Source organism: Shinella sp., assembly GCF_049651085.1.
In the GTDB taxonomy this organism is placed as follows: Bacteria; Pseudomonadota; Alphaproteobacteria; order Rhizobiales; family Rhizobiaceae; genus Shinella.
Map to the genome: position 1 here is coordinate 40,775 of NZ_JBASBL010000008.1, position 20,697 is coordinate 61,471.

The following is a 20,697-nucleotide window of genomic DNA, read 5'->3' on the forward strand; positions in this document are numbered from 1 at the left end:
GCTGCACGTTCTTCAGAATGAACGGACTGCGCAGGGAGCCTGCGCAGTCCAGTGACACGATCTTCGCGATGTGGCGCGAAGAGACGCTATGTCTTACGTGCCATCGTCCAGATCGTCGCCGACCGTGGTGCTGCTCAGGCTGCCGCCAACGATCGTCATATCGATCGCGTTCTGCTGCAGGTTCGCACCCATGACGATTTCCTGGTTGAAGGCGCTGGTATCGATGGAAGCATCCGTCGATGCCGAGCTCGTCCCGGTGACGAACCCGTCGTCGCCGTTGTTGGAGCCCCAGGTCCCGCCGGCACCGCCAGCGCCGCCGTCTCCGGTCAGGGCACTGCCGCCAGCGCCGCCGTACCCTGCAGCTCCACCGACAGCCCAGCCACCGACCGCGCCGCCGCCGAACCCGTCGGCCCAGGCGCCGCTGAGCGCAGCCCCGCCGTCACCGCCGGTCGACCAGGCGTCGCCTCCATTGGCTTCGCCGCTTACGGCAGCGCCACTGATAGCACCGCCGCCAACGCCGCCACCGCCAGCGCCACCCGCGCCACCGGCACCTACGCCACTGCCTGCGCCGAAGCCGGCGCCAAGGCCTGCGCCGAGAGCATCGCCGCCCCCGCCACCAGCACCTGCGCCACTGGCCGCGCCACCCGAGCCGCCGTCACCGCCGACGGGATGGCCACCGTCACCGCCGTCGTTGCCGCCACCGGAGCCGGTGGTCCCGCCGTTACCGGCATCGTTGTCAACGAAGAGCGGGTTGATCAGGCCAAGGCTTCCGGCCAGGGTGGTTGCCGCCCCGCCCGTGGAAGCGCCGCTGTCGCCAGCATCGGAGGCATCGCCTCCGGTGGAATCGCCGGCATCGCCGCCATTACCACCATCGCCGGCTGTGTTGCTGCCGCCATTGGCTCCGTCACCAGCCATAGCAAGGCCGGCGCCAAGGCCAAGACCCAGGCCGAGTCCCAGGCCGAGACCATCACCGCCGCGGCCGCCAGCGCCGCCATTGCCGGTGCCGCCACTGGCAGAGCCGGAATCAGCATTGCCGCTGTCGCCGTCACCGCCGGTCGAGTCGCCGCCAGCGCCGTCTCCGGCATTTGCGGTACTGGCAGCAGCGCCGCCTGCACCAATGCCGCCGAGGGCGAAGCCACCCAAGGCCGTGCCGCCGCCGCCGCCATTGCCGCCATTGGCATAGGCGTCGTTACCGCCATCGCCGCCGCCGCCGCCGGTCTCGATGCCTTCCGCGGCGCTTGCATGGCCACCCTGGGATGTCGGCGTCAGGTTGAACGAACCGTTGTTGCTGACATTGGCACTTTCGAGATGGTCATTGTCCTGGATATTGGCGACCTGGCTTATGGCGTTGCCAACGTCATTGCCCTGGCCGTTCAACGCATCGTTCATGACGTCGTCGATACGGATGTTGAACATTCCGTCGATGGAACTGTCCCTCATGTCGACATCGGCGAAGTCATTGTCTTCGGGCAGGTAGTCTTCAAGACCGACAGCCACCGTCACGTCGACTGTGGTCGTGCTGACGTTCTCATTGTAGTTTTCACTGGCGTTGAAATTGGCGTTCAGGTTGCCATTGCCATTGCCGTTCAGATTGCCATTGCCGTTCAGGTTGCCGTTCCCGTTGCCATTTCCATTGGCGTTCCAGGATTCGCTACTCTGATGCTGGCCCTGTCCTTGGCCCTGACCTTGTCCTTGGCCCTGTCCCTGGCCCTGCTCTTCCTGCTGTTGCTGCTGCTGCCTTTCCTGCTGCTGTTGTTCCTGGCTGTCGTCATCGAACAGATCAAAAAGGGTTGGCTTTGCCATAACTGCATCCTCACATCTTTGTCCGCTATGGCTCGACCTCCATTCATCTCCTTGGGGTCATCGCCTGCGGTGTTGAAGTCGCATGTCCTTGCTGAAGCTCGCGGATGCGCGTCTACGCAGCCGATCGCTTGTACTTCCTTGTGCGATATCCTCTGATGGGGCCTCCTCTCAGCTCCCGGAGGCGTGAGGGTCGAGCGTGATCGTCCGGCGACGCGCTACCTGGCGCCAACGGTCCGCCCTGACCTGTCATCTAGCCTTGGAGCGCGCCCACTGTGTTCCCAATGGGCCGAAGTTTTAAGACAACAGTTCGAGCTAGAGCGGTCTGATGACCACGATGTAGACCCGCAGGCGAGAGGTGGAGATGGTCGGGACATAAGAGGTAGCCCTCTCGGCCGGCTTACCGCCTAAGTATGCGACGGTTGCCGTTTTTCCTTCGGCACGCCGATTTTGATCGCGTTTTGTTCTCTATTTCCGCGGCAATTCCAGCGCTTTTCAGCCGATTGTACGCCTCCCATAGCTCTTTTGAGCTATTCCAAGCGGTTGGGCCGTGGCGTACCGTTCATCCAATAAAAGACCGAAACAACTTCACTGAGTCATGCCGGTCGAAGGGCAGGCCGGCCGAATGGCAGGGGGGTAGACACATGCGTATGCCGCACAATTTGCAGGATCGCCCGATTGCCAGCGCAACGAACACGTCACTGATCAAGGTGAATTCTTTCCGCACGTTGCTCTTTGTATGCGCACCTGGAACTGTATCGAATGCCATGGTGGCCGCGATCGAAAGCGACTTTCCCTGGCTTTCCGTCAAAACCGTCCCGCATCTGAGGCTGGCCTTGACGGATTTCGACCATCCCGTGCAGCTTGTCTTGCTGGAATTCGGCATGGCGCCGCTGCTCGACGAGTATTGGCCGCATTTTGCGAAAATCCACCCTGCGGCGCGCCTCGCTTTTCTGAGCAACGAGGATATCGGTGCGGCGGGCGCGGAGCATCTGGGCTCGCTCGATCCTCAGACCGTGCGCGGTCTATTGGGCCTCAACACGCATCTGGATGTATTCCTTTGTATATTACGTCTTGTCCTCAAAGGCGGGACCTATTTTCCGCCGTCGGGCAAGCGGCCGGAGAATGGAGAGGGGCCTGGGCGCCATGAGAGGCAAAATCTGGCCCACCATGCGGCGCCGGAGCCGGCCAAACCAATGCGCCCGTCAATGGACAGACTGACGAAGCGGGAGAAGGAGATCGTCTGCAGGATTGCGATGGGAAACCAGAACAAGATCATTGCCGCCGCGCTCGGCCTCTCGGAGCACACGGTGAAGATCCATATCCACAACATCATCACCAAGCTCGGCCTTCACAATCGCACTGAAGTCGTTGCGCTTTATTTCGAACAGAAGAGCAGGGAAACGACCAGCCATGCACGCAGCACGAACAACCACGACGGCGACACCCCAATCAGAGCCGAGGACTGACCGGTTCCACGACGTTCTCCTCCTGCTTGGCCAGTTGAACTATACATGGACGAACACCGAGAGCCTCCTGATACACATGATTGCCGGCCTAGCGAAGGTCGACAAGGAGACGGCGATCGTCATTTTCCTTACCCTCAACACGACACGCGCGCGCATCGATATCGTCGAGCGGTTGACGAAGATGCAGAAGACGCCGGCCGTTTGCCGGCGGGATATACTCGAAGCGACGCGCCGCCTTTCCGAAGAGGCTAAACTTCGGAACAAATACAATCATTGCATCTATTCATTCGACCCCGACAGCGGGCGCGGCCTCACCCAATCTATGCGGATTTTCGACAGCCGGGAGGAAATCAAGTACGGCAAGATCGAGGAACTCGACGATCGGGAAATGCGGCGTATCAGCGAGAGCATCCGCTCGCTGGGCGAGATAAACCGGATGTTCTGGGCGATCACCGATCGATATGAGTTTCCCAGATAGGACAGGCGTCAAGGGCCACCCAGGCCCATTGCGCTCTCACACCCCGCCCCGGACAGTAAAATCGCTGCACAAATCGCCTGTCTGCTGCCCTTCGCAGTCATAGACCGCCCCGGATATTGACTCTATTCATCGCGCACCCGAAGAATAGTGCGAGCGATCAAGGGAGATAAATGATGGCTGACGAGCAGACACCAACCGGCAATACCGAAGTTGTTTCGACAAATGCAGACGCCACCGCGCCAGCCGTCAAGAAACAGCGCCCGCCGCGAGCCAAAAAAGCTCCGGCAGAAGCAAAGGTAAAATCGCCCCCCTCCAAGACTGCGAAAGTCGACGGGCGCAAGAAGCGCGGCGCCGAAGCGGCTCCCGCTGCCTCATCCGAGCCGGTTGTTGCAAAACGTCGTGGCAATGCTGTTGCGGCAAAGAAAAGCGGCACCGTCGCGCGTGCGCCAGCTTCGGCCGGCGACGAGATGGCAGCGCTTCTCCAGCTCGAGGAAGAAAACAAGCGGCTTCGCAAGACCTTGGCTGACAAGCTTCGCGCGGAAAATGCCGACCTGCGCAAGAAGCTTGGTCTCGCCTGATCGGCGAACGGATCGGGGCTGAACCGTTTCAGCCCCGGTCTACATCGTCGGCAGCGAAATTGCCCCAGGTTCCGTCGCGGGGCGGGGCAGTGGGCTCTGCTTTTCGTGGCGGGAATGCGCTAGGTTGAAGCACGATGAAATCACCATGGAAATTTATCGGGAACCTGATCTCGCGCGGCCGGCCGGCAGAGCCGGATGATTCCGCACCTTCGGACATGCCCGAGGCAGCGGCAGAGGGGCGCCCGAACCTGCCGCAGCAAAGTGCAGAGCTTGTGGCACCACCGGTAGAGGCAGAGCTCAAACCACCCGCCAACGACAGCCCCCCAGTTCGTGAGTCGGAACTCGCACCAGCGGAAAGAAGCCCGGATAGCTTGGCTTTGACCGATACGGCGCGCATGGACGGTCCAGCCGAAAAGCCAGCACCCGTGCGGCAGGGCAGGGCTCGCACCGGCGCGGGCAAGGCTTCGAAGCGGAACGAGACGATCAAAGTCGTCGCAACCCGGCCGAAACGAACCGGCCGGGCAAAGAGTCCCCCAGCCACCGCCGGCGTTGAAAAGCGCGAGGCCGGGAACACCCAGATAAAACGACCTGCACAGGTACAGGACGGTTTCCACGCTGACGTGGAGAATATGGAAATCGAGGTCCAGAGGCTGAGGCGCCAATTGGCGCAGGCGCTGATCGTGCAGAATGCGCAGCTCAGAAAACTGCTGGAGCGGTTTGGCGAGGCGTGATCGTTTCGTCCTGGCCCGCGGATCATCCCGTGATGTTGCGGCGCTCCAGTCGCTCAAGCATCCGGACGAGCTGTGCGCGCTCCGCTTCAAGCTTTTCACGCCAGCGGGCCGCCAGCGTCCGGTTTTCGCCCTCAAGTTTCATCAGCGCACCGAAAGTCATCACAGCGGCCACCGGCACTTCGACCAGTTGCGGCGCAGCCTTGCGGTGCGGCCGCGATGGCTGTTCCGTCGTTGCACGCTGGCGCGAAGAGCGCCGTTTCTGGGTCATCAGTGCGGGTGGGGTAGCACCAACGGGCTTGTCCGTCGGGCTTGTCTCGACTGGTTGAGCCCGGTCGGAGGGCTCCAGGGTGTCGGCCGCCTGTTTGTCCATGATCGGTGCGGTTTCCGACGCTGCGGCTGATTGCTGCTGTTCCTCGAACACGTGTGGCGCGTGAACCTCGGCGTCGCGGGCGAGCGCCTTGAAATCCGTGTCCCCCCAGATGGAGGATGCCTGGGCCTTCTGTCGGCGGCGGCTGGATTTTCTCTCGACAACAAAACTGCGCTGCGATTTCATGCCGGACAGACCTTTGGCTCAAATCAGGTGCCCCACGGGTCGCAAGGCCTGCCGTGACATACAGTCGTCGCAGCAGTCATACAACCCTCAGCCTGTCACGAGCCTTTTGCGGAGCGCCGGTCTGCGAGCTGACCGCGAAGGCCAGCGCGAGAAATCGTCGTTAATCCCTTCATGAGCTACCCCGAAAACGGGAAAGCCGTGGCAGGCTCTCCCGTTCCTGGCGCTATCATTTCGGCTTGATGCGTTCCGGCTGGCGCTGCAATCCGAGGATATTGAGGATCAGGCGGGCGATGACATGCGCGGTTGCGTCGCCGATGTCCCTGGCGGGCTGGTACTCCGTGAAGACGATGCCGGCCAACCGGTTGTTCCGGGCGAGATGGTTCAGGAGGATCGCCGTCTGGATGAAGGTCAGTCCGCCCGGCTCTATCGCGCCGACGCCCGGCGCGACGGACGGGTCCATGCCGTCACAATCCAGCGAGACAACCCATCGTCTGGAAAGATCGAGCGATTCCGCGACGGATTTCGCGCCGTTTTCATAGACGTCCCAGACAGTCACGATCCTGTTGCCGGCCTTCTTCGCGGCTTCCACTTCCTCCCGGCGGGCGCTGCCGATGGCGCGTGCTCCGACCTGAACGAGATCGTGAACGCAGGAATAGTCGCGGGTGCGGCGCATCGGACTGGAAAAACCGTCGCGACGGCCGTTTATCTCGTCACGGAAGTCGATATGCGCGTCGATCTGGAGAACGTTGATTTCCTCCTGGCCCTCGAAAGGGGCGATGAGCATCGGGGGCACCGAATCCATGCCGCCGATCACCACAGGCACAATACCGGCCTTGACGAGCGGCCCGAGCACGGCTGCGGCGTCCGCAACGATACACTCAGGATCCCGCACATTCGCGGCAATGTTGCCGAGGTCGGTCAGGTTCGGCTTTCCGTCCTCGAACTGCGGTTCGCCGATGTCGAAATTCCAGTGCGTCAGGAAACGGGTATAGGCATGCGCAACGGCCGAAGCGCGCACCTTGTCGGCGCCGCCGGCAGCCGCCGACAATTCCCAGGCCTCGTACGAGGGACCGTAAGGGATGCCGAGAAAGGCATAGGGCGTTTTGACGTTGGCGGGATCGACGCTGCTTTCAGCGCCGAGGAAGGTCGGAAATGAAGGGGAGAGCATTGTCGTACTCCGAAAAGTTATTCTAGGATTCTGCGCAGGAAAGCGCGGGTGCGTTCGTGTTCAGGATTGACCAGCACATCCTGCGGCTTGCCCTGTTCCACCACGACGCCGCCATCCATGAACATGACGCGGTCGGCGACGCTGCGGGCGAAACCGATCTCGTGGGTCACGACGATCATCGACATCGCGTGCGAATCCGCGAGAGAGCGCATCACATCGAGAACCTCGCCGACCAGTTCGGGGTCGAGCGCCGATGTGGGCTCGTCGAACAGCATGACCGAGGGCTCCATCGCGAGCGCACGGGCAATCGCAACACGCTGCTGCTGGCCACCGGAAAGGGCACCGGGATAGGTGTCGATCTTCTCGGCAAGGCCAACCTGCTTCATCAGGCGCTCCGCGCGCTGCGATGCTTCGGTCGCCGACAGGCCAAGCACCCGGCGCGGCGCTTCCATGATGTTCTGGCGCGCCGTGAGGTGCGGGAACAGGTTGAAGCGCTGGAACACCATGCCCATGGCGGCACGCTGCTTTTGTATCTCACGCTCGGGCAATTCGCGGAAAGTCGTACCCGACAGGCGGTAGCCTACCGGCACGCCGTTCAGCTCGATCATGCCGCGATCCGGTTGTTCCAGATGGTTGATGCAGCGCAGCAGGGTGCTCTTTCCAGAGCCTGAAGGTCCCAGGATGCACAGCACTTCACCCTTGGCGAGGTCGAGGTCAACGCCTTTCAGGACTTCCAGTGCGCCGAACGATTTGCGAATGCCGCGTGCGCGGATGGGATTCACCACAGAGCCGCTCATGGGCGCACCACCGACTTGGCGAAATGCCGTTCGATGCCGGACTGAATGATCATCAGGATCGTGCTGACGATCAGATACCACAGGCTGGCGACGAGAAGCATCGGAATGACTTCGAAGTTGCGCGAGGAGATGAGCTGCGTCGAATAGAGCAGATCGGGCAGGGCGATGACGCTCACCAGCGAGGTATATTTCAACATGGACAGCGTCTCGTTGCCGGTTGGCGGGATGATGACGCGCATGGCCTGCGGCATCACGATGCGCCGGAAGGAGTCCCAGGACGACATGCCGAGCGCGCGGGCAGCCTCACGTTGCCCGGAATCCACCGAGTTGAGGCCCGAGCGGACTATTTCGGCCATATAGGCGCCTTCGTTCAGCGACATTGCGATGATTGCCGCGCTGACGGCGGTTATCACGCTGTTGGTGTCGAATTCGACGATCGGCGGGAGGAAGGGGATGCCAAAGCCCAGTTTCGGGTAAAGCGCCGCCAGATTGTACCAGAAGATGATCTGGACCAGCAGCGGGATGGCGCGGAAGATCCAGATGTATCCCCTAGCGACAGATGACAGCACCGGATTGCGGCTGGCGGCGGCAACAGCGACGACGATGCCGAGCAACAGCGCCAGCGTCATGGAGATTGCTGTCAGCATCAGCGTCGTGAAAAGGCCCGCCATCACCTGGGGAGCGAAGAAATACTCGCCGACGACGGGCCAGCCGAAGCCCCGATTGGTGAGGATCGAATAGAGCGCATTCGCAAGCACCAGCGCGACGGCCACGGCCGCGACCCATGTCCACGGCTGCCGGCGTGGCATCAACTGCGCCGATGCGAGCTGCTCGTCCGTGAGAACGGACGGCAGCCCAGCCTGGTTGGCGGTACCGGCCATTATCTGTCCACACCGCCGTTGATGACAGCCTTGGTGACGTAGGACTGTGGGACGAAGCCGTTGCGCTCCATGATCTCGGCATAGGTTCCATCGGCGATCATCGAATCGAGGGTTTCAGCGATCAGCGGACCGAGCGGAGAGTCCTTCGGCACGGCAATGCCGCACGGGCCGAAGTTGAAGGGCTCGCCAACCATCGTGAACTGTTCCGGCTGCTTCCTAGCAAGCATGCCGACATAGATGAGGTCGCTCATCGCGACATCGGTGCGATTGCTCGTAAGGGCCGTGATCTGGGCGCCGGTGTCCGGGAAAAGCTGTACTTCGATGGCAGACTTGCCGTCGGCGACGCACTTTTCCGACTGCTTGGAAATCGACAGCGATTCCATCGAGCCACGCAGCGCAGAAGCCTTGAGGCCGCATACGTCGTCGAGGGACGCAATCTTCTGCTCGGAGCCGGCCTTCTGCATCATGGCGGAGCCGCCCATGATGTGATCGACAAAATCAACCTTCTTCTGGCGGACCGGCGTGTCGAGCATGTCGGACATGATGACGTTGATGCGGTTTGCTTCAAGGCTGGGGATGAGTGAATCGAAGCCGAGGTTGTTTACTTCGAGCTTCAGGCCCAGACGCTTGGCGATCTCGGCGGCAAGCTCGGGTTCGACGCCGACATAGACGTCGCTGGTGCCTTCCTTGATGCCGGTCCAGGGCAGGCCGATGCTGGATGTCGTGCCGAGCACCAGAACGCCCGATGCCTTGATCGCTTCGGGAAGCTTTTCGTTCGGCGCGGCAAAGCTGCCCGATGCGAATGTTACGCATGACAGAACCGCGATGGCGGGCAGGATAGAAATAAGTTTCCGCATGATGTTCTCCTCCGGTGTGGACTGGGTGACCCCAATCCCGTGATTTTCTGAAGTCTGGTTGGGCCGCGCCGCCCTATGCCGGCGCAGTTGTAGGCTGTCTCGCGCCTTCAGACGCGAATGAGTGGCTGATGGGCGCAGCGGAAGGAACCACCGGCCATGCAGGGCACGCGATAGGGAATGCGAATGACCTCGAACTTTCGGGCTGCAAGCGCCTCGGCCACCGGATCCAGCGCGTCTTCCGAGGGAACCACAACGGTGTGGTCGTCGAGCACGAGATTGTTGCAGCCCATATGGCCCTTGGCGAGGCTCTTTGGAACGGCAAAAACGTCCCAGTCCTTCATGAAGGCCGGCAGTCCCTCGGGGAGCGCCTCCATGCAGGCGACGGCGACACCCTCGCGCGGGGTCATCAGCACGCAGTCGAGATGCGGGAACATCGGATCGATCTTGACCGTCTGGACGCGATAGTCCGGCCCAAGCATGTGCTGCAGCCAGCGCGCGCCTTCGGGGTTGCTGCAACCGCCCGAATTGCCGACCAGAATGTCCCTGCCGAGCACGAAGACGTCGCCGCCCTCCAGATATCCCCATCCGGGGCCTTCATTGTAGTCATCAGCCCCGCTGTCGGGCTGGGAGAAGTAGCGTGCGCCGCGCTCCATGGTGCCGGCGAGAATTTCGCGGATGGCAAAGCGCTGGCGGCGGTGGAAGAAGCTGCGCGGCGCGAGCTCGATCACATTGTTGCCGATCGTCACGAAGGGGTCGCGCATCCAGGGCGTCGAAACACCATGGTCCTGTCCGCGCGGATATTTGCGGTTGTTGGCGCTGATCTCACCGGCCACATGGACCTTGACGCCATGCTTTTCCAAAAGGCTGATCGCGCCGTTGATCTGGCTGTTGAATTCGGCGAACAGCTCGGGCGATGCGTCCTTGACGTCGCGGCCCTGGTTCTTCGCCCAGAACTCGCCGAACTCGCCCTGGGCACGCAGCTTCACATCGCTGAGGAAGACCGGAAGAACCCATGTGTCGGGCGATCCATAGACGCATTCCTTGAGCGGAGCCCATTCGGATTCGACATAGATCTGATCCACGGGTGAAGTCGTCGACGCCGACGTCGAAGCAGCCATGCATTCCTCCATACATTGCAAGGTTCGTGAAGGTTCACTGAAATTGACGCTTGCAAAAGCGCAAAGGGCGCAATCGAACTTGCAGAAAACGCAAGTTACGAACAGTCATGAAGATTTCCGGAGGGTGGCTACCGTTTGCGGAAGCAATCGAGCATGGCCCGGATCGCACGGCGCTTGGCAGCATCACGCCGATAGGCGAAATGGAACTGGACATCGATGGGTGTATGCCGTGTCTTTACTTCAACGAGCTGGATGTCACCCGCACTCTGCACCAGATGCGAGGGCAGCAGCGCGCATCCAACGCCCGCAAGCACGGAGGCCAGAATGGCTTCCAGTGTGCTGCCGCGCGCCACGACCTGGAACGGATATTCGCGCTCGAACGGCTTGAAAATATCCGTGCGATACTCCCGCGCGATATAGGGGACGCGCGGTTGCGTGTGGCCCTGCGGCCTCTCGTCCATCTTGAGGGTGAGGTCGAAATAGGGAGAATGACGGGCTATGTAGAGTTGGTGGCTTTCCACGAATGCGGGTTCGTAGACCAGCTGTTCCAGCTCCTCGGGCTGACCCGTAATCCCCACATCCAACTTGCTGTCCCGCACATATATGTCGATGATCGAAACCGTGTGCATGCTGACATTGACCTGCATGTCGGGGAACATACGATGCATCCTCGCCAGCGCCGCCACTATTCCCGCATTCGGATTGGTGATCACGCTGTCTATCGTGCCCAGCATCAAGGTGCCGCCGAGGGACTGGCGCGTGTTCTCCACCGTCTCCTCGAACGACTGCAGGGCTGAGCGCAGGCCGACTGCCGCCTGATAGACGTCCTCGCCTTGTGGCGTAAGCGAAAAGCCGGAGCGGCCGCGCCGGCACAGTTCAAGGCCAAGCCTCGTCTCGAACGCGGTCAGGTCGCGGCTCACGCTGGAAAGACTGACGCCAAGGCGATAGGCGGCGGAAGACAGGCCGCCATGCTCGACGACGGCGAGAAAGGTACGCAGGTGGCGTACGTCGTAGCTGGAGGTCAAAAAGCGGGCCATTCAAACTCTCACTTGCGCAAAACAGCAAGTGAACTAATCATCTTGAACCTTTCTCCGCAACATCGAACCGCTTAGGCTCGATGCTGCGGGCATGCGGCGTTTCGAGGAGAGGGGCTGCGGCTTCCCTAAGGAGGATGAGATCGACCATGGCCAGCTTCAGGATAAACACTCAGCGCATGCTCGCGGATCTGGACATGCTGCGCAGCATCGGAGCGGTGAAAACCGGCGTCGTCCGCCCGGCCTATTCCGAAGCAGACCGACTGGCGCGGATATGGCTGGCCGAACGCATGGAAGATGCGGGGCTCAAGGTTACGGTCGACGCCATCGGAAACGTCTTCGGCCTGCCGCCAGGAGACGGAAAATGCATTCTGGTCGGCTCGCACTCCGATACCCAACCCGAGGGCGGCTGGCTGGACGGGGCCTATGGGGTCATCGTTGGGCTTGAGATCGCCCGCGCAAGTCTGGAGCAGGGCGGCCCTCCGGTTGCCTGCGTATCCTTCCAGGACGAGGAGGGGCGCTTTTCGACCCTTCCGGGAAGCCGGGTCTGGGCGGGCCTGATGTCGCTGGAAGAAGCCGATGAGTGCTGCGACAGCACCGGACTGCGCCTCGGGCAGGCACGGCTGGAGCGTGCGGGCCTGCCGGCTCCACGGGACGTCTCCACGGAGCGGTTCTCGGCATTCCTGGAAATCCACATCGAACAGGGGCCGGTGCTTGATACGACCGGCGAGCGTATTGGCGTTGTGGAAAATATCGTCGGCATCCGAACCGAGAAGATGAGTTTCCTTGGCGAGCAGAACCATGCCGGCACGACGCCGATGCATCTGCGCCGTGACGCTTTCCAGGGCTTGAGCCGTTTCGTTACCCTGGTGAACGAGCGGCTGGCCGAAGTGGCGACGCCGGCCACCGTATGGACGATCGGGCATGTCGATCTTCATCCCAACGCCAATTCGATCGTTCCGGGCCGCGCGGATTTCACGATCCAGTGGCGCGACGCGGATGATGCGCGGCTCGACCGGATGGGAGAGATCATCTACGCCACCGCGCGCGAGACGGCTGGCGGCCTTGGTCTCGAATGGCAGCATTTCGGCTGCGACCTGATCGCGCCGACACAGTCGAATGCGGCAGTGGTGGAAGCCCTGGCGGAGGCTGCCGAGCATCTGGCTCCCGGTCTCTGGCGCCGAATGCCTTCGGGCGCTCTTCACGATGCCGCCAATGTATCGAGCGTGCTGCCCATGGCCATGCTGTTCGTGCCATCCAAGGGTGGTATCAGCCATAATTTTGCGGAGGACACCGACAGGGCGGATCTGGCTCTGGGTGCTGAAGTGTTGGCCGAAGCCGTCGCCAGATTGAAATAGAATTGGCGAACGGCCAGCGTTCAGCAGCAGCCCGGTGATGCGATCATTGCCGGGCCGCTTCGCGTAGTGCTGCGGATCACCCGCATACAGGTTGCCGGCGCACGCTGTAGCGCCTCGTTCCGTGCTTTTCCGGCGGATGCTGATCGGTGCAAGTTTAATCGCATGTGTTTGACAAGAGAAAAGTGACCAGATGGTCACTTTTCTCTTGTCAAACACACCCATTCCCGGCATTTATAACCAATTGGTCACGAATTGCGCCGAGGGCCGCTCAGGCCGAAATGGGACAAGCATGAAACCATCACCTTTCGGATACCGGCTTGCGGAAAGTCTTGAACACGCGCTGGAGCTCCATTCGGAATCTGCCGGCGACGCGATCTGGCTCGCTGGCGGCCATAGCGTCGTACCCTCGCTGGCCCTTCGCCTGCAGGCGCCCGCCGTCCTGGTCGACATTTCCCGCCTGCCCGAACTCTCGGGCATCACCTACGACGATTGCGGTCTACGCATAGGCGCGCTTACGCGGCACGCAGAGATACTCTCTCACCCGCTTGTCGCATCCCATGCCCCGATGCTGGTCGAGGCGGCCCGTTTCGTGGCGCATCCTGCGATCCGGAACCGCGCGACCTTCGGCGGCAATCTGGCGCTTGCCGATCCGGCCTCGGAATTTCCCGCGGTCGTGCGATGCCTGGGTGCCGTTTTCGATATTGTCGGTCCTGAGGGCGAGCGCGAAGTGTCCGCCGAGGATTTCTTCCTCGACCTCTACACGACCGCGATCGAGCCCGGCGAGATCCTGCGCTCGATCCTGATTCCTTCCGCGCCGCTCGGAACCCTGACGGCATTCGATGAGCTTGCTCGCCGTCACGGGGATTTCGCGATGGTGGGAACCGCTGTGCGGATCGTGCCGCGAGCCGGCGCAATCGAGGATGTGGGAATCTGTTTCCACTCCGTGGGGGCGACACCCATGCGCGCCAGAGCCGCCGAGGAGCTCCTGCGGGGCCGCCCACTGGATCGTGCGGCGATACGGTCGGCGCAGGAGGCGCTCTCGCTGGATCTCGACCCCATGGACGACCCCACCTTGTCGGGCGCGACGCGGCTGCATCTGGCCCGCGTGCTCCTGGGGCGCATCCTGGCACGACTGGCGGAGCAAATGGACTAGGCAGGCCGCTGGAAGGAGCCAGCGGGCGGGCAACTTGATCGGGAATATTCGCAAGGACGGTAAGCGCGAGACAATCGCGCCATCAAGGGAGGACAAACATGGACAACACGCAAAGCGGCACCCCACATCGATGGAAGGTGCTCCATATGACGTTTCTGGCCTATCTCTACGATAGTCTGGATCTTCAGATTCTGGCCATCTGCATGCCGGTCATCATCGCCGCGCTCGGTCTTTCGCTGACCGATGCGGGCCTGCTCGCATCCGCAACGATGATCGGCACCGCGCTCGGCGGGGTGATCTTCGGATGGGTCGCGGAAAACTGGGGCCGCAAGAACGCCGCCGTCATCTGCCTGATCGAGTTCGGCATCTTCACCGCCGCCGTCTACTGGGTCACGTCCTGGGAGCAGCTCATGGTGCTGCGCTTCCTGCAGGGCATCGGCATGGGCGGCCTCTGGGGGCCCATCGTGGCGCTCATCGCCGACCACTGGGCGCCACGCTACCGCGCCAGAGCGGCCGGCTTCATGCTCTCCACCTTCGCGCTCGGTGGTATCCTGGCTTCACTGATGGGACGCTATCTTCTCGCCGACCTGGGTTGGCGGATGCTGTTTGTGATCACCGGAACCGCGGCGATCGTCGGCATTCTCTTCTGGCTCATCGTTCCGGCAGATCCGCCACGTCCTGCAAAGACCAAGCAAAAGCGCATCGGTTTCGGCGGCCTCTTTACGCCCGACATCCGCATGCTCACGATCGGCGCGACGATCGCGGCGGCCTGCCAGATGGGCGGCTTCTGGGGCGTTTCGTCGTGGATCCCGACCTATCTCGTGCAGGTCCGGGGGCTCGACGTGGCATATATGAGCCTGTTCTCGGTGGTGATCTTCTCGGGCGCCTTCGTCGGTTACTTCGTCTTCGCCTGGATCGCCGACCATATCGGCCGGCGGAACGCACTCATGCTGGCATTCCTGGCGGACACGATCATTGTGCCCCTCTATGTGATTGTCCCTGACGCAGAGCTGCTGTTCTGGCTGGGGCCGCTCATGGGCCTGTCGTTCGGCGGCGTGTTCGGGCTCTTCGGCGCCTACTTCGCCGAACTCTTCCCGCAGGAAATCCGGGCCATGGGCTCCGGCTTCGCCTTCAACATCGGCCGTGGCATCGGCGCCGTCGTCACCCCGGTCACGGTGGGGGCAATGGCCAAGACGCAAGGTCTCGCCTTCGGCATCGGCGCCTGCTCGATCGTCTTTTTCATCGGCGCGATCACGGTCTGGATGATGCCTGAAACGCTGAAGCGCGAAGCGGAAGCAGGGGTTCCGAAAAGCGCCTGATATCAATGATTGCCCGGGCACCGGCATGGCCGGAGCCCGGGCAATCTCATTTTCTGGCAGGTGTGTAGTTCAGGCGCCTTCGGCCTGCATCTGCGCCCTTATTCCGGCAAGGAACGCGCGGGTCGTCCGGGTAACAGTGCCCTCGATATCCTCCGGCACTCCCACCTCGTATATGTATTTGCGGATGGCGACGTAGAACACGCCGCCATGGAGCGCCCAGAAAAGCTCCTGCTCTGCTTCCGACGGAGGCCGCTCCGGCAGGCCGAGATCGTGCCGCATCTCGGCAACGGCGGGCACGATCACGCGGTCCCGGATGATGCCCAGATAGCGTTGCGGAAGTCCGTAGGACTTCAGGCCGGACGAGATGAAGATCCGCACCCAGTCATATTCGAAAACGCGGTCAGCATATTCCCGATAGAAGCGCACCATCCGCTCTTCGAGCGACAGGCTGCGATCCACGATAAGCCCGTTCCAGCTCTCGCGCCAACGGCTGGTATAGACCTGTGCATAGACGCGCTCGATCAGGTCTTCCTTGCTGGCGAAGTGCCGGTAGATCACGGCATGGGAAACCCCCAGTCGCGTTGCCAGCTCACGGGTTTGCCCTTCGAAGCCGCACTCGGCAAAGAAGCGCACGGCCCCTTCGAGAATCTGCTTCTCGCGATCCTCCGAGCGCATGTTCTTGCGACGACGCGTTTTTGCAGGCGGCTGTTCCATCGAATTGAACTCCGGAAGTTGCCGCGAGCTATAGCCTTTGTGCAGGAAATGACCAACCCGTCTTTTTCTCTTGCATGAAGCGGCATCTCCTGTAATTTGTAACCAAATGGTCACAAGTTGAATTTCGATCGGGAGAAGCGATGAAAATGCCCCTGGAGCTTCGGGTAAACGGCGAGGAGGTAACGGATTTTATCGAACCTCGCACGAGCCTGGCAGACTTTCTGCGTGACAGGTTGCGGCTCACCGGCACGCATCTCGGATGTGAAATGGGCGTGTGTGGCGCCTGTCTGGTGCTGCTTGACGGAAAGCCGGTTCACGGCTGCCTTGTCCTGGCGATGCAAGCCGCTGGAAGCGAAGTCGAAACCATCGAATCCCTGTCCGAAAGTGGCGCGATCGCCGATCTTCAGGCGGCCTTCCATGAACGCAATGCCCTGCAGTGCGGCTATTGCACGTCCGGCATGCTGATGACGGCACATACGCTGCTGTCGGAGACACCTCAACCGGACCGCGAGGCCATTCGCGTTGCGCTTTCGGGCAACTATTGTCGCTGCACCGGCTACGAGGCGATCGTCGACGCCATCGCCACTACTGCCGCACGGCGCGCGGGCGAGGTCGCGACATGAGGGAACGCCCGACGCATATCGGCCACCCACATCGCCGCGAGAATGCCCTGCGCCATCTGGCCGGGCGGGGGAATTACGTCAGCGACCTGCAACTGCCCCGCATGGTCCACTCCGCTTTTCTGCGCAGCCCCATGGCTCACGGCCGCATCACCGAACTCGACGTCGAGGCTGCCCGCACAGCCCCCGGCGTCATCGCGGTCTTTACCGCCGCCGACCTGAACACCCGTTGCGAAAGCTGGACCAGCCATCTCGGCCACTTCGCGGGCATGGTCAGCGCACCGCAAAACATCCTCGCCGAGGAAGAAGTTCTCTGGGTCGGGCATCCCGTGGCAATGGTGGTGGCCCGCACCCGCGCCGAGGCAGAGGATGCCTGCGAACTCATAATGCTCGAGCTGGACGACCTCCCTCCGGTATGCGGGGTGGAGGCGGCATTGGACCCGGACACGCCAGCGGCCGTTTCGAGCCTTTCGAGCAATCTGTGCTTCCAGAATGAGCTGAAGACCGATGACGTCGAGGACGCGTTCGCTGGCGCAGCCGTGATCGTCGAAGGCGAGTACACGTTCGGTCGCCATACGGCCGTAACCCTTGAGCCCCGGGCGGTCGTGGCCGACTACAACCCAGCCACGGGCCAGTTGACCGTCCACCATGGAACCCAGACCCCATACCAGTTCCAGGATATCTATGCACGCCAGTTCGGTCTTGCCGACAACAAGGTGCGCGTGATCGCACCGGATGTGGGCGGCAGCTTCGGAATGAAGCTGCACCTATACAACGAGGAAATGGCCGCCGTCGCGGCCTCGCTGATCCTGCATCGCCCCGTGCGCTTCCTGGCGGACCGGCTGGAAAGCTTCGTGACCGACATCCATTCTCGCGATCATCATGTCCGCGCCCGCATGGCGCTGGACAAGGATGGAACAATCCTCGCCATGGATGTCGAGGATTTCGCACCGATCGGCGCCTTTTCCGCCTATCCCCGCACATCGGTGGTCGAGGGCAACCAGGCTTACCGCCTGATGGGCGCGCCCTACCGCATGAAGGACTATCACGGAAAGCTGACGGTCCTGTTCCAGAACAAGGTGCAGACCAGCCAGTATCGCGCCGTGGGGCATCCGATCGCCTGCCAGGTGACGGAAGAGCTGCTGGACCAGGCGGCAGTCAGGCTGGGCATGGACCCCTGGGAGATCCGCGTCCGTAACGTTGTGCCGGACGACGCCTATCCCTGCAAGTCGGCAACCGGCTACCAGTTCGAAAAGCTCTCGCATGAGGCAAGCCTTCGCAAGATCCGCGAAATGATGGACTACGAGGGGCTGCGCCGCGAGCAGGCGGCGCTTCGCGAAAAGGGCATTCATCGCGGCATCGGTCTTGCGACCTTCGTGGAGATCACCAATCCGGGCGTCGCCTTCTACGGGGTCGGAGGCGCACGCATCTCCGCCCAGGACGGCGCAGTGCTGCGCCTCACGCCGGGCGGCGAGGTCCATTGCGCCATCTCGGTCACCGAGCAGGGCCAGGGAACCGAGACGATCATCGCCCAGATTGTCGCCGATCAGCTTGGTGTCCGTCCCGATCAGGTCAAGGTCACTACCGGGGACACCGACACGACGCCGGCCGGCGGCGCGACATGGGCCTGCCGCGGCGCGGGCATCGGCGGCGAGACGGCCCTGCGAGCGGGGCGCAAGCTGGCCGAACGCATCATCGATATTGCCGCAGCGATCCTGCAGGCCGACCGGGCGAGCCTTGCGCTACGCGACGGCGCGGTGGTCGATGCCGGGACGGGCACCGTCCGCATCCCGCTGGACGAGGTCGGCCGTATCGCCACGTACCGCCCCGATACCTTGCCGAAGGGCATCGACAACTCGCTGACGGTCGCCCAGCACTTCGCCCCGTCGGGCTACCCCTTCGGCTTCACCAACGGCGTGCAGGCCGCATGGGTCGAGGTCGATCCGGAAACCGGCCTCCTGAAACTGCTGAAACATTGGGTGGTCGAGGACTGCGGCACAGTCATCAATCCTCTTCTCGTCGATGAGCAGATCAGGGGCGGCGTCGTGCAGGGCCTCGGCTCGGCGCTCTTCGAGGAATGTCTCTACGACGAAAACGGACAGCTGCTGAACGGCTCGCTCGCTGACTACCTCGTGCCCATGGCCTGCGAGATGCCGGACATCGTCATCGGCCATATCGAGACACCGACTGAGGACACGATCCTCGGCGCCAAGGGTGTCGGCGAGGCCGGCACGGCAGCCGCAGGGGCCGCCGTGATGAATGCCGTAAACGATGCACTTTCACCATTCGGTGCGCGGTTGATGCAAACCCCGATGACACCGGCCCGCATCCTTGCGGCGCTCGGCATCTGAACGGACACACAGGAAGAACAGCATGGAACTCAACGGAACATACGAATTGAACCTGCCCCCGGAAGTGGTCTGGTCGGCTCTTTTCGATGCCGAAACGCTGGCCAGCGCCATCCCCGGCTGCGAACGTCTGGACCAGACCGGCGAAAACACGTTTTCCGCCACGGTAAGGCTGAAGATCGGCCCCGTTTCGGCAAAATTCAATGGCGAGGTAGAGCTGTCAGAGATGATCGCCCCGCATTCCTGCACATTGTCGGGCAAGGGCTCGGGCGGGATCGCGGGCTTTGCCAAGGGATCGGCCCGGCTCAATCTCGCTCCGCGGGATGGAGGAACCGTGTTGACCTATACGGCCGACGCCGCGCTCGGCGGCAAGCTCGCCGCTTTGGGCAGCCGCCTGATCCAGTCGACCACCAACAAGCTGGCGAACGAGTTTTTCACCAGGTTCAGCGAGACCCTGAACAACAAGGTCGATCAGGACGCTTGACGTTAAAAGGCAGCGCGGCCCGGCTGCCAGCGATCAGCCGGGACCCGCGGCAGCCGATTCCATGAAAATACCGGTCGGCAAGCTGCCGGCTCCAATCGATAAGACCTGCCCCTTGCCGCCTCGGCACATGGAGCATTGGTAGAGACGGCATCGCGCATGTCGCTTGCCGTGTCACGGCAAGCGACGGCGATCGACAGCCTATAGCCGCCGTCAGGGCCGCCCTGCCATTTGGCCAAGCCATGCTTTTCAGCAAGCGCTGACGATGCGCGCCCCTTCTCGGTTCAGAACCCCATAGGCCCGTCAGATCACCGCGAGCCGGTGATCCAACCCGACTGCGCAATTGCCAACCGCAATGCCGTGGCGCCATAAAGCAGGCACAACGATCATACATCACATGTTTGATGTTGCATCATATGATGTTTGGTGTTTATTTGCGTTCAAGATTGGCGACATAGGCGCCAACCGCGCGATAGGCGTGATTAATAATCTTATGAATGCAGCCTGGGAGAGCGCAATCATGGAGGCAGCTACTACACGTTCAAGCAAGGGCGGGCTTGTGCTGGAACGGCTCGGCCGCGACATTGCCGCCGGTGTTTTCCAGCCGGGCGACCGCCTTCCGCCCGAGCCTGAGCTTGAACAGATCCTGGACGTCAGCCGTTCCGTCATTCGGGAAGCGACCAAGAGCCTGGCCGCAAAGGGCATGGTGGTGGTCGGCCCGCGCATTGGCGCGCGTGTGGCGCCCCTGTCGCAGTGGAGCCTGCTCGATCGCGACGTGCTGGAGTGGGTACTGGCTGCACCCGACGCCGACCAGAAATATCACAGCGCCATCGACGAAGTGCGCCACATGATCGAGCCGACCTCGGCCATGCTGGCGGCCGAACGCGCCACCGCGAGCCAACTGAACAGCATCGCCGCCGCCTATGAGCGAATGCGGAAGGCTGCGCGCGAAGGGGATGTCGTGGAGGCCGTGCAATCTGACCGGGACTTTCACATCGCGATCCTGAAGGCAACGCAGAATCCGATCCTGCAGGCCCTCGACCACGTGGTCGGGGCCATTCTCGGCGTCCTGTTCGAAACCACGCACATGGACCACTTCAAAGCCAATCTGCCACGTCACGGGGTCGTTCTCGACGCCATCGTGAACCGGCGACCCGTTGAGGCCGGGCAGGCAATGACCCGCGTCATCGGCTTCACCAGCGAGCTGATGGGCAAACAATAACCTTCAACCAAAATCAGT

At 62.1% G+C, this 20,697-nt stretch carries 20 protein-coding genes; 11 read left to right on the forward strand and 9 right to left on the reverse strand.

Features of this window, described 5'->3' with window-relative positions; translation table 11 throughout:
- Nucleotides 1-93: 93 nt before the first annotated feature.
- Nucleotides 94-1,803 (reverse strand): hypothetical protein, encoded by a 1,710-nt coding sequence (locus WA950_RS04955; protein ID WP_424550577.1) that lies wholly within the window; start codon nucleotides 1,801-1,803, stop codon nucleotides 94-96.
- A 641-nt stretch (nucleotides 1,804-2,444) separates the two neighbouring features.
- Here WA950_RS04955 and WA950_RS04960 point away from each other — a divergent pair.
- The 4 genes from WA950_RS04960 to WA950_RS04975 all read left to right on the forward strand — a co-directional run bounded on the left by WA950_RS04960 (nucleotide 2,445) and on the right by WA950_RS04975 (nucleotide 5,056).
- Complete coding sequence (locus WA950_RS04960) at nucleotides 2,445-3,269, forward strand: response regulator transcription factor (protein ID WP_424550578.1); 825 nt, start codon at nucleotides 2,445-2,447, stop codon at nucleotides 3,267-3,269.
- The gene (locus tag WA950_RS04965) at nucleotides 3,214-3,747 is read left to right on the forward strand and encodes a hypothetical protein (RefSeq protein WP_424550579.1); all 534 of its coding nucleotides are present in this window, start codon (nucleotides 3,214-3,216) and stop codon (nucleotides 3,745-3,747) included. Before WA950_RS04960 ends, WA950_RS04965 begins: the two co-directional genes overlap by 56 nt.
- A 173-nt stretch (nucleotides 3,748-3,920) precedes the next feature.
- Entirely contained in the window at nucleotides 3,921-4,325 is a 405-nt protein-coding gene (locus WA950_RS04970) for a SyrB-like regulator (RefSeq protein ID WP_424550580.1), read from the forward strand.
- A 134-nt stretch (nucleotides 4,326-4,459) separates the two neighbouring features.
- Nucleotides 4,460-5,056 (forward strand): hypothetical protein, encoded by a 597-nt coding sequence (locus WA950_RS04975; RefSeq protein ID WP_424550581.1) that lies wholly within the window; start codon nucleotides 4,460-4,462, stop codon nucleotides 5,054-5,056.
- 22 nt (nucleotides 5,057-5,078) lie between these two features.
- Here WA950_RS04975 and WA950_RS04980 read toward each other — a convergent pair whose 3' ends face one another.
- From WA950_RS04980 to WA950_RS05010, 7 genes are all read right to left on the reverse strand, one after another.
- On the reverse strand, nucleotides 5,079-5,609 hold the full coding sequence (locus WA950_RS04980; RefSeq protein ID WP_424550582.1) for a hypothetical protein: 531 nt from the start codon (nucleotides 5,607-5,609) through the stop codon (nucleotides 5,079-5,081).
- Nucleotides 5,610-5,835: 226 nt separating this feature from the next.
- Nucleotides 5,836-6,777 (reverse strand): arginase family protein, encoded by a 942-nt coding sequence (locus WA950_RS04985; RefSeq protein ID WP_424550583.1) that lies wholly within the window; start codon nucleotides 6,775-6,777, stop codon nucleotides 5,836-5,838.
- A gap of 17 nt (nucleotides 6,778-6,794) precedes the next feature.
- Nucleotides 6,795-7,574: an amino acid ABC transporter ATP-binding protein gene (locus WA950_RS04990; protein ID WP_424550584.1), complete on the reverse strand. Its 780-nt coding sequence runs from the start codon at nucleotides 7,572-7,574 to the stop codon at nucleotides 6,795-6,797.
- Nucleotides 7,571-8,455 carry an amino acid ABC transporter permease gene (locus tag WA950_RS04995; protein WP_424550585.1) on the reverse strand — a complete coding sequence of 295 codons (885 nt, stop codon included), beginning with the start codon at nucleotides 8,453-8,455 and terminating at the stop codon, nucleotides 7,571-7,573. Before WA950_RS04995 ends, WA950_RS04990 begins: the two co-directional genes overlap by 4 nt.
- Nucleotides 8,455-9,312 carry an ABC transporter substrate-binding protein gene (locus WA950_RS05000; protein ID WP_424550586.1) on the reverse strand — a complete coding sequence of 286 codons (858 nt, stop codon included), beginning with the start codon at nucleotides 9,310-9,312 and terminating at the stop codon, nucleotides 8,455-8,457. The genes WA950_RS04995 and WA950_RS05000 overlap by 1 nt, the downstream gene beginning before the upstream one ends.
- A 107-nt stretch (nucleotides 9,313-9,419) precedes the next feature.
- On the reverse strand, nucleotides 9,420-10,430 hold the full coding sequence (locus WA950_RS05005) for a hypothetical protein (protein WP_424550587.1): 1,011 nt from the start codon (nucleotides 10,428-10,430) through the stop codon (nucleotides 9,420-9,422).
- A gap of 128 nt (nucleotides 10,431-10,558) precedes the next feature.
- On the reverse strand, nucleotides 10,559-11,467 hold the full coding sequence (locus tag WA950_RS05010; RefSeq protein WP_424550588.1) for a LysR family transcriptional regulator: 909 nt from the start codon (nucleotides 11,465-11,467) through the stop codon (nucleotides 10,559-10,561).
- A gap of 176 nt (nucleotides 11,468-11,643) precedes the next feature.
- On the opposite strand from WA950_RS05010, the gene WA950_RS05015 reads away from it, so the two are divergent.
- The 3 genes from WA950_RS05015 to WA950_RS05025 all read left to right on the forward strand — a co-directional run bounded on the left by WA950_RS05015 (nucleotide 11,644) and on the right by WA950_RS05025 (nucleotide 15,294).
- Nucleotides 11,644-12,822 (forward strand): hydantoinase/carbamoylase family amidase, encoded by a 1,179-nt coding sequence (locus tag WA950_RS05015; RefSeq protein ID WP_424550589.1) that lies wholly within the window; start codon nucleotides 11,644-11,646, stop codon nucleotides 12,820-12,822.
- Nucleotides 12,823-13,111: 289 nt separating this feature from the next.
- Nucleotides 13,112-13,975, forward strand: a complete 864-nt coding sequence (locus tag WA950_RS05020; RefSeq protein ID WP_424550590.1) for an FAD binding domain-containing protein — start codon at nucleotides 13,112-13,114, stop codon at nucleotides 13,973-13,975.
- 146 nt (nucleotides 13,976-14,121) lie between these two features.
- Nucleotides 14,122-15,294, forward strand: coding sequence for an MFS transporter (locus WA950_RS05025; RefSeq protein ID WP_424550591.1), 1,173 nt, complete (start codon nucleotides 14,122-14,124; stop codon nucleotides 15,292-15,294).
- A gap of 69 nt (nucleotides 15,295-15,363) precedes the next feature.
- Here the strand turns inward: WA950_RS05025 and WA950_RS05030 are convergent, their stop codons facing one another.
- Entirely contained in the window at nucleotides 15,364-16,008 is a 645-nt protein-coding gene (locus tag WA950_RS05030; RefSeq protein ID WP_424550592.1) for a TetR/AcrR family transcriptional regulator, read from the reverse strand.
- Nucleotides 16,009-16,148: 140 nt separating this feature from the next.
- On the opposite strand from WA950_RS05030, the gene WA950_RS05035 reads away from it, so the two are divergent.
- The 4 genes from WA950_RS05035 to WA950_RS05050 all read left to right on the forward strand — a co-directional run bounded on the left by WA950_RS05035 (nucleotide 16,149) and on the right by WA950_RS05050 (nucleotide 20,679).
- Nucleotides 16,149-16,631 carry a (2Fe-2S)-binding protein gene (locus WA950_RS05035; protein ID WP_424550593.1) on the forward strand — a complete coding sequence of 161 codons (483 nt, stop codon included), beginning with the start codon at nucleotides 16,149-16,151 and terminating at the stop codon, nucleotides 16,629-16,631.
- Nucleotides 16,628-18,979, forward strand: coding sequence for a xanthine dehydrogenase family protein molybdopterin-binding subunit (locus WA950_RS05040; protein WP_424550594.1), 2,352 nt, complete (start codon nucleotides 16,628-16,630; stop codon nucleotides 18,977-18,979). Before WA950_RS05035 ends, WA950_RS05040 begins: the two co-directional genes overlap by 4 nt.
- A gap of 22 nt (nucleotides 18,980-19,001) precedes the next feature.
- Nucleotides 19,002-19,460, forward strand: coding sequence for a CoxG family protein (locus WA950_RS05045; protein WP_424550595.1), 459 nt, complete (start codon nucleotides 19,002-19,004; stop codon nucleotides 19,458-19,460).
- A gap of 394 nt (nucleotides 19,461-19,854) precedes the next feature.
- Nucleotides 19,855-20,679, forward strand: coding sequence for a FadR/GntR family transcriptional regulator (locus WA950_RS05050; RefSeq protein WP_424550596.1), 825 nt, complete (start codon nucleotides 19,855-19,857; stop codon nucleotides 20,677-20,679).
- Nucleotides 20,680-20,697: the final 18 nt, after the last annotated feature.

What these genes read in the sequence shown, in the direction of transcription:
- WA950_RS04955 (WP_424550577.1), bottom strand. Translation starts at nt 1,803, where the DNA reads ATGGCAAAGCCAACCCTTTTTGATCTGTTCGATGACGACAGCCAGGAA.
- WA950_RS04960 (WP_424550578.1), top strand. Translation starts at nt 2,445, where the DNA reads ATGCGTATGCCGCACAATTTGCAGGATCGCCCGATTGCCAGCGCAACG.
- WA950_RS04965 (WP_424550579.1), top strand. Translation starts at nt 3,214, where the DNA reads ATGCACGCAGCACGAACAACCACGACGGCGACACCCCAATCAGAGCCG.
- WA950_RS04970 (WP_424550580.1), top strand. Translation starts at nt 3,921, where the DNA reads ATGGCTGACGAGCAGACACCAACCGGCAATACCGAAGTTGTTTCGACA.
- WA950_RS04975 (WP_424550581.1), top strand. Translation starts at nt 4,460, where the DNA reads ATGAAATCACCATGGAAATTTATCGGGAACCTGATCTCGCGCGGCCGG.
- WA950_RS04980 (WP_424550582.1), bottom strand. Translation starts at nt 5,609, where the DNA reads ATGAAATCGCAGCGCAGTTTTGTTGTCGAGAGAAAATCCAGCCGCCGC.
- WA950_RS04985 (WP_424550583.1), bottom strand. Translation starts at nt 6,777, where the DNA reads ATGCTCTCCCCTTCATTTCCGACCTTCCTCGGCGCTGAAAGCAGCGTC.
- WA950_RS04990 (WP_424550584.1), bottom strand. Translation starts at nt 7,574, where the DNA reads ATGAGCGGCTCTGTGGTGAATCCCATCCGCGCACGCGGCATTCGCAAA.
- WA950_RS04995 (WP_424550585.1), bottom strand. Translation starts at nt 8,455, where the DNA reads ATGGCCGGTACCGCCAACCAGGCTGGGCTGCCGTCCGTTCTCACGGAC.
- WA950_RS05000 (WP_424550586.1), bottom strand. Translation starts at nt 9,312, where the DNA reads ATGCGGAAACTTATTTCTATCCTGCCCGCCATCGCGGTTCTGTCATGC.
- WA950_RS05005 (WP_424550587.1), bottom strand. Translation starts at nt 10,430, where the DNA reads ATGGCTGCTTCGACGTCGGCGTCGACGACTTCACCCGTGGATCAGATC.
- WA950_RS05010 (WP_424550588.1), bottom strand. Translation starts at nt 11,467, where the DNA reads ATGGCCCGCTTTTTGACCTCCAGCTACGACGTACGCCACCTGCGTACC.
- WA950_RS05015 (WP_424550589.1), top strand. Translation starts at nt 11,644, where the DNA reads ATGCTCGCGGATCTGGACATGCTGCGCAGCATCGGAGCGGTGAAAACC.
- WA950_RS05020 (WP_424550590.1), top strand. Translation starts at nt 13,112, where the DNA reads ATGAAACCATCACCTTTCGGATACCGGCTTGCGGAAAGTCTTGAACAC.
- WA950_RS05025 (WP_424550591.1), top strand. Translation starts at nt 14,122, where the DNA reads ATGACGTTTCTGGCCTATCTCTACGATAGTCTGGATCTTCAGATTCTG.
- WA950_RS05030 (WP_424550592.1), bottom strand. Translation starts at nt 16,008, where the DNA reads ATGGAACAGCCGCCTGCAAAAACGCGTCGTCGCAAGAACATGCGCTCG.
- WA950_RS05035 (WP_424550593.1), top strand. Translation starts at nt 16,149, where the DNA reads ATGAAAATGCCCCTGGAGCTTCGGGTAAACGGCGAGGAGGTAACGGAT.
- WA950_RS05040 (WP_424550594.1), top strand. Translation starts at nt 16,628, where the DNA reads ATGAGGGAACGCCCGACGCATATCGGCCACCCACATCGCCGCGAGAAT.
- WA950_RS05045 (WP_424550595.1), top strand. Translation starts at nt 19,002, where the DNA reads ATGGAACTCAACGGAACATACGAATTGAACCTGCCCCCGGAAGTGGTC.
- WA950_RS05050 (WP_424550596.1), top strand. Translation starts at nt 19,855, where the DNA reads ATGTTTGATGTTGCATCATATGATGTTTGGTGTTTATTTGCGTTCAAG.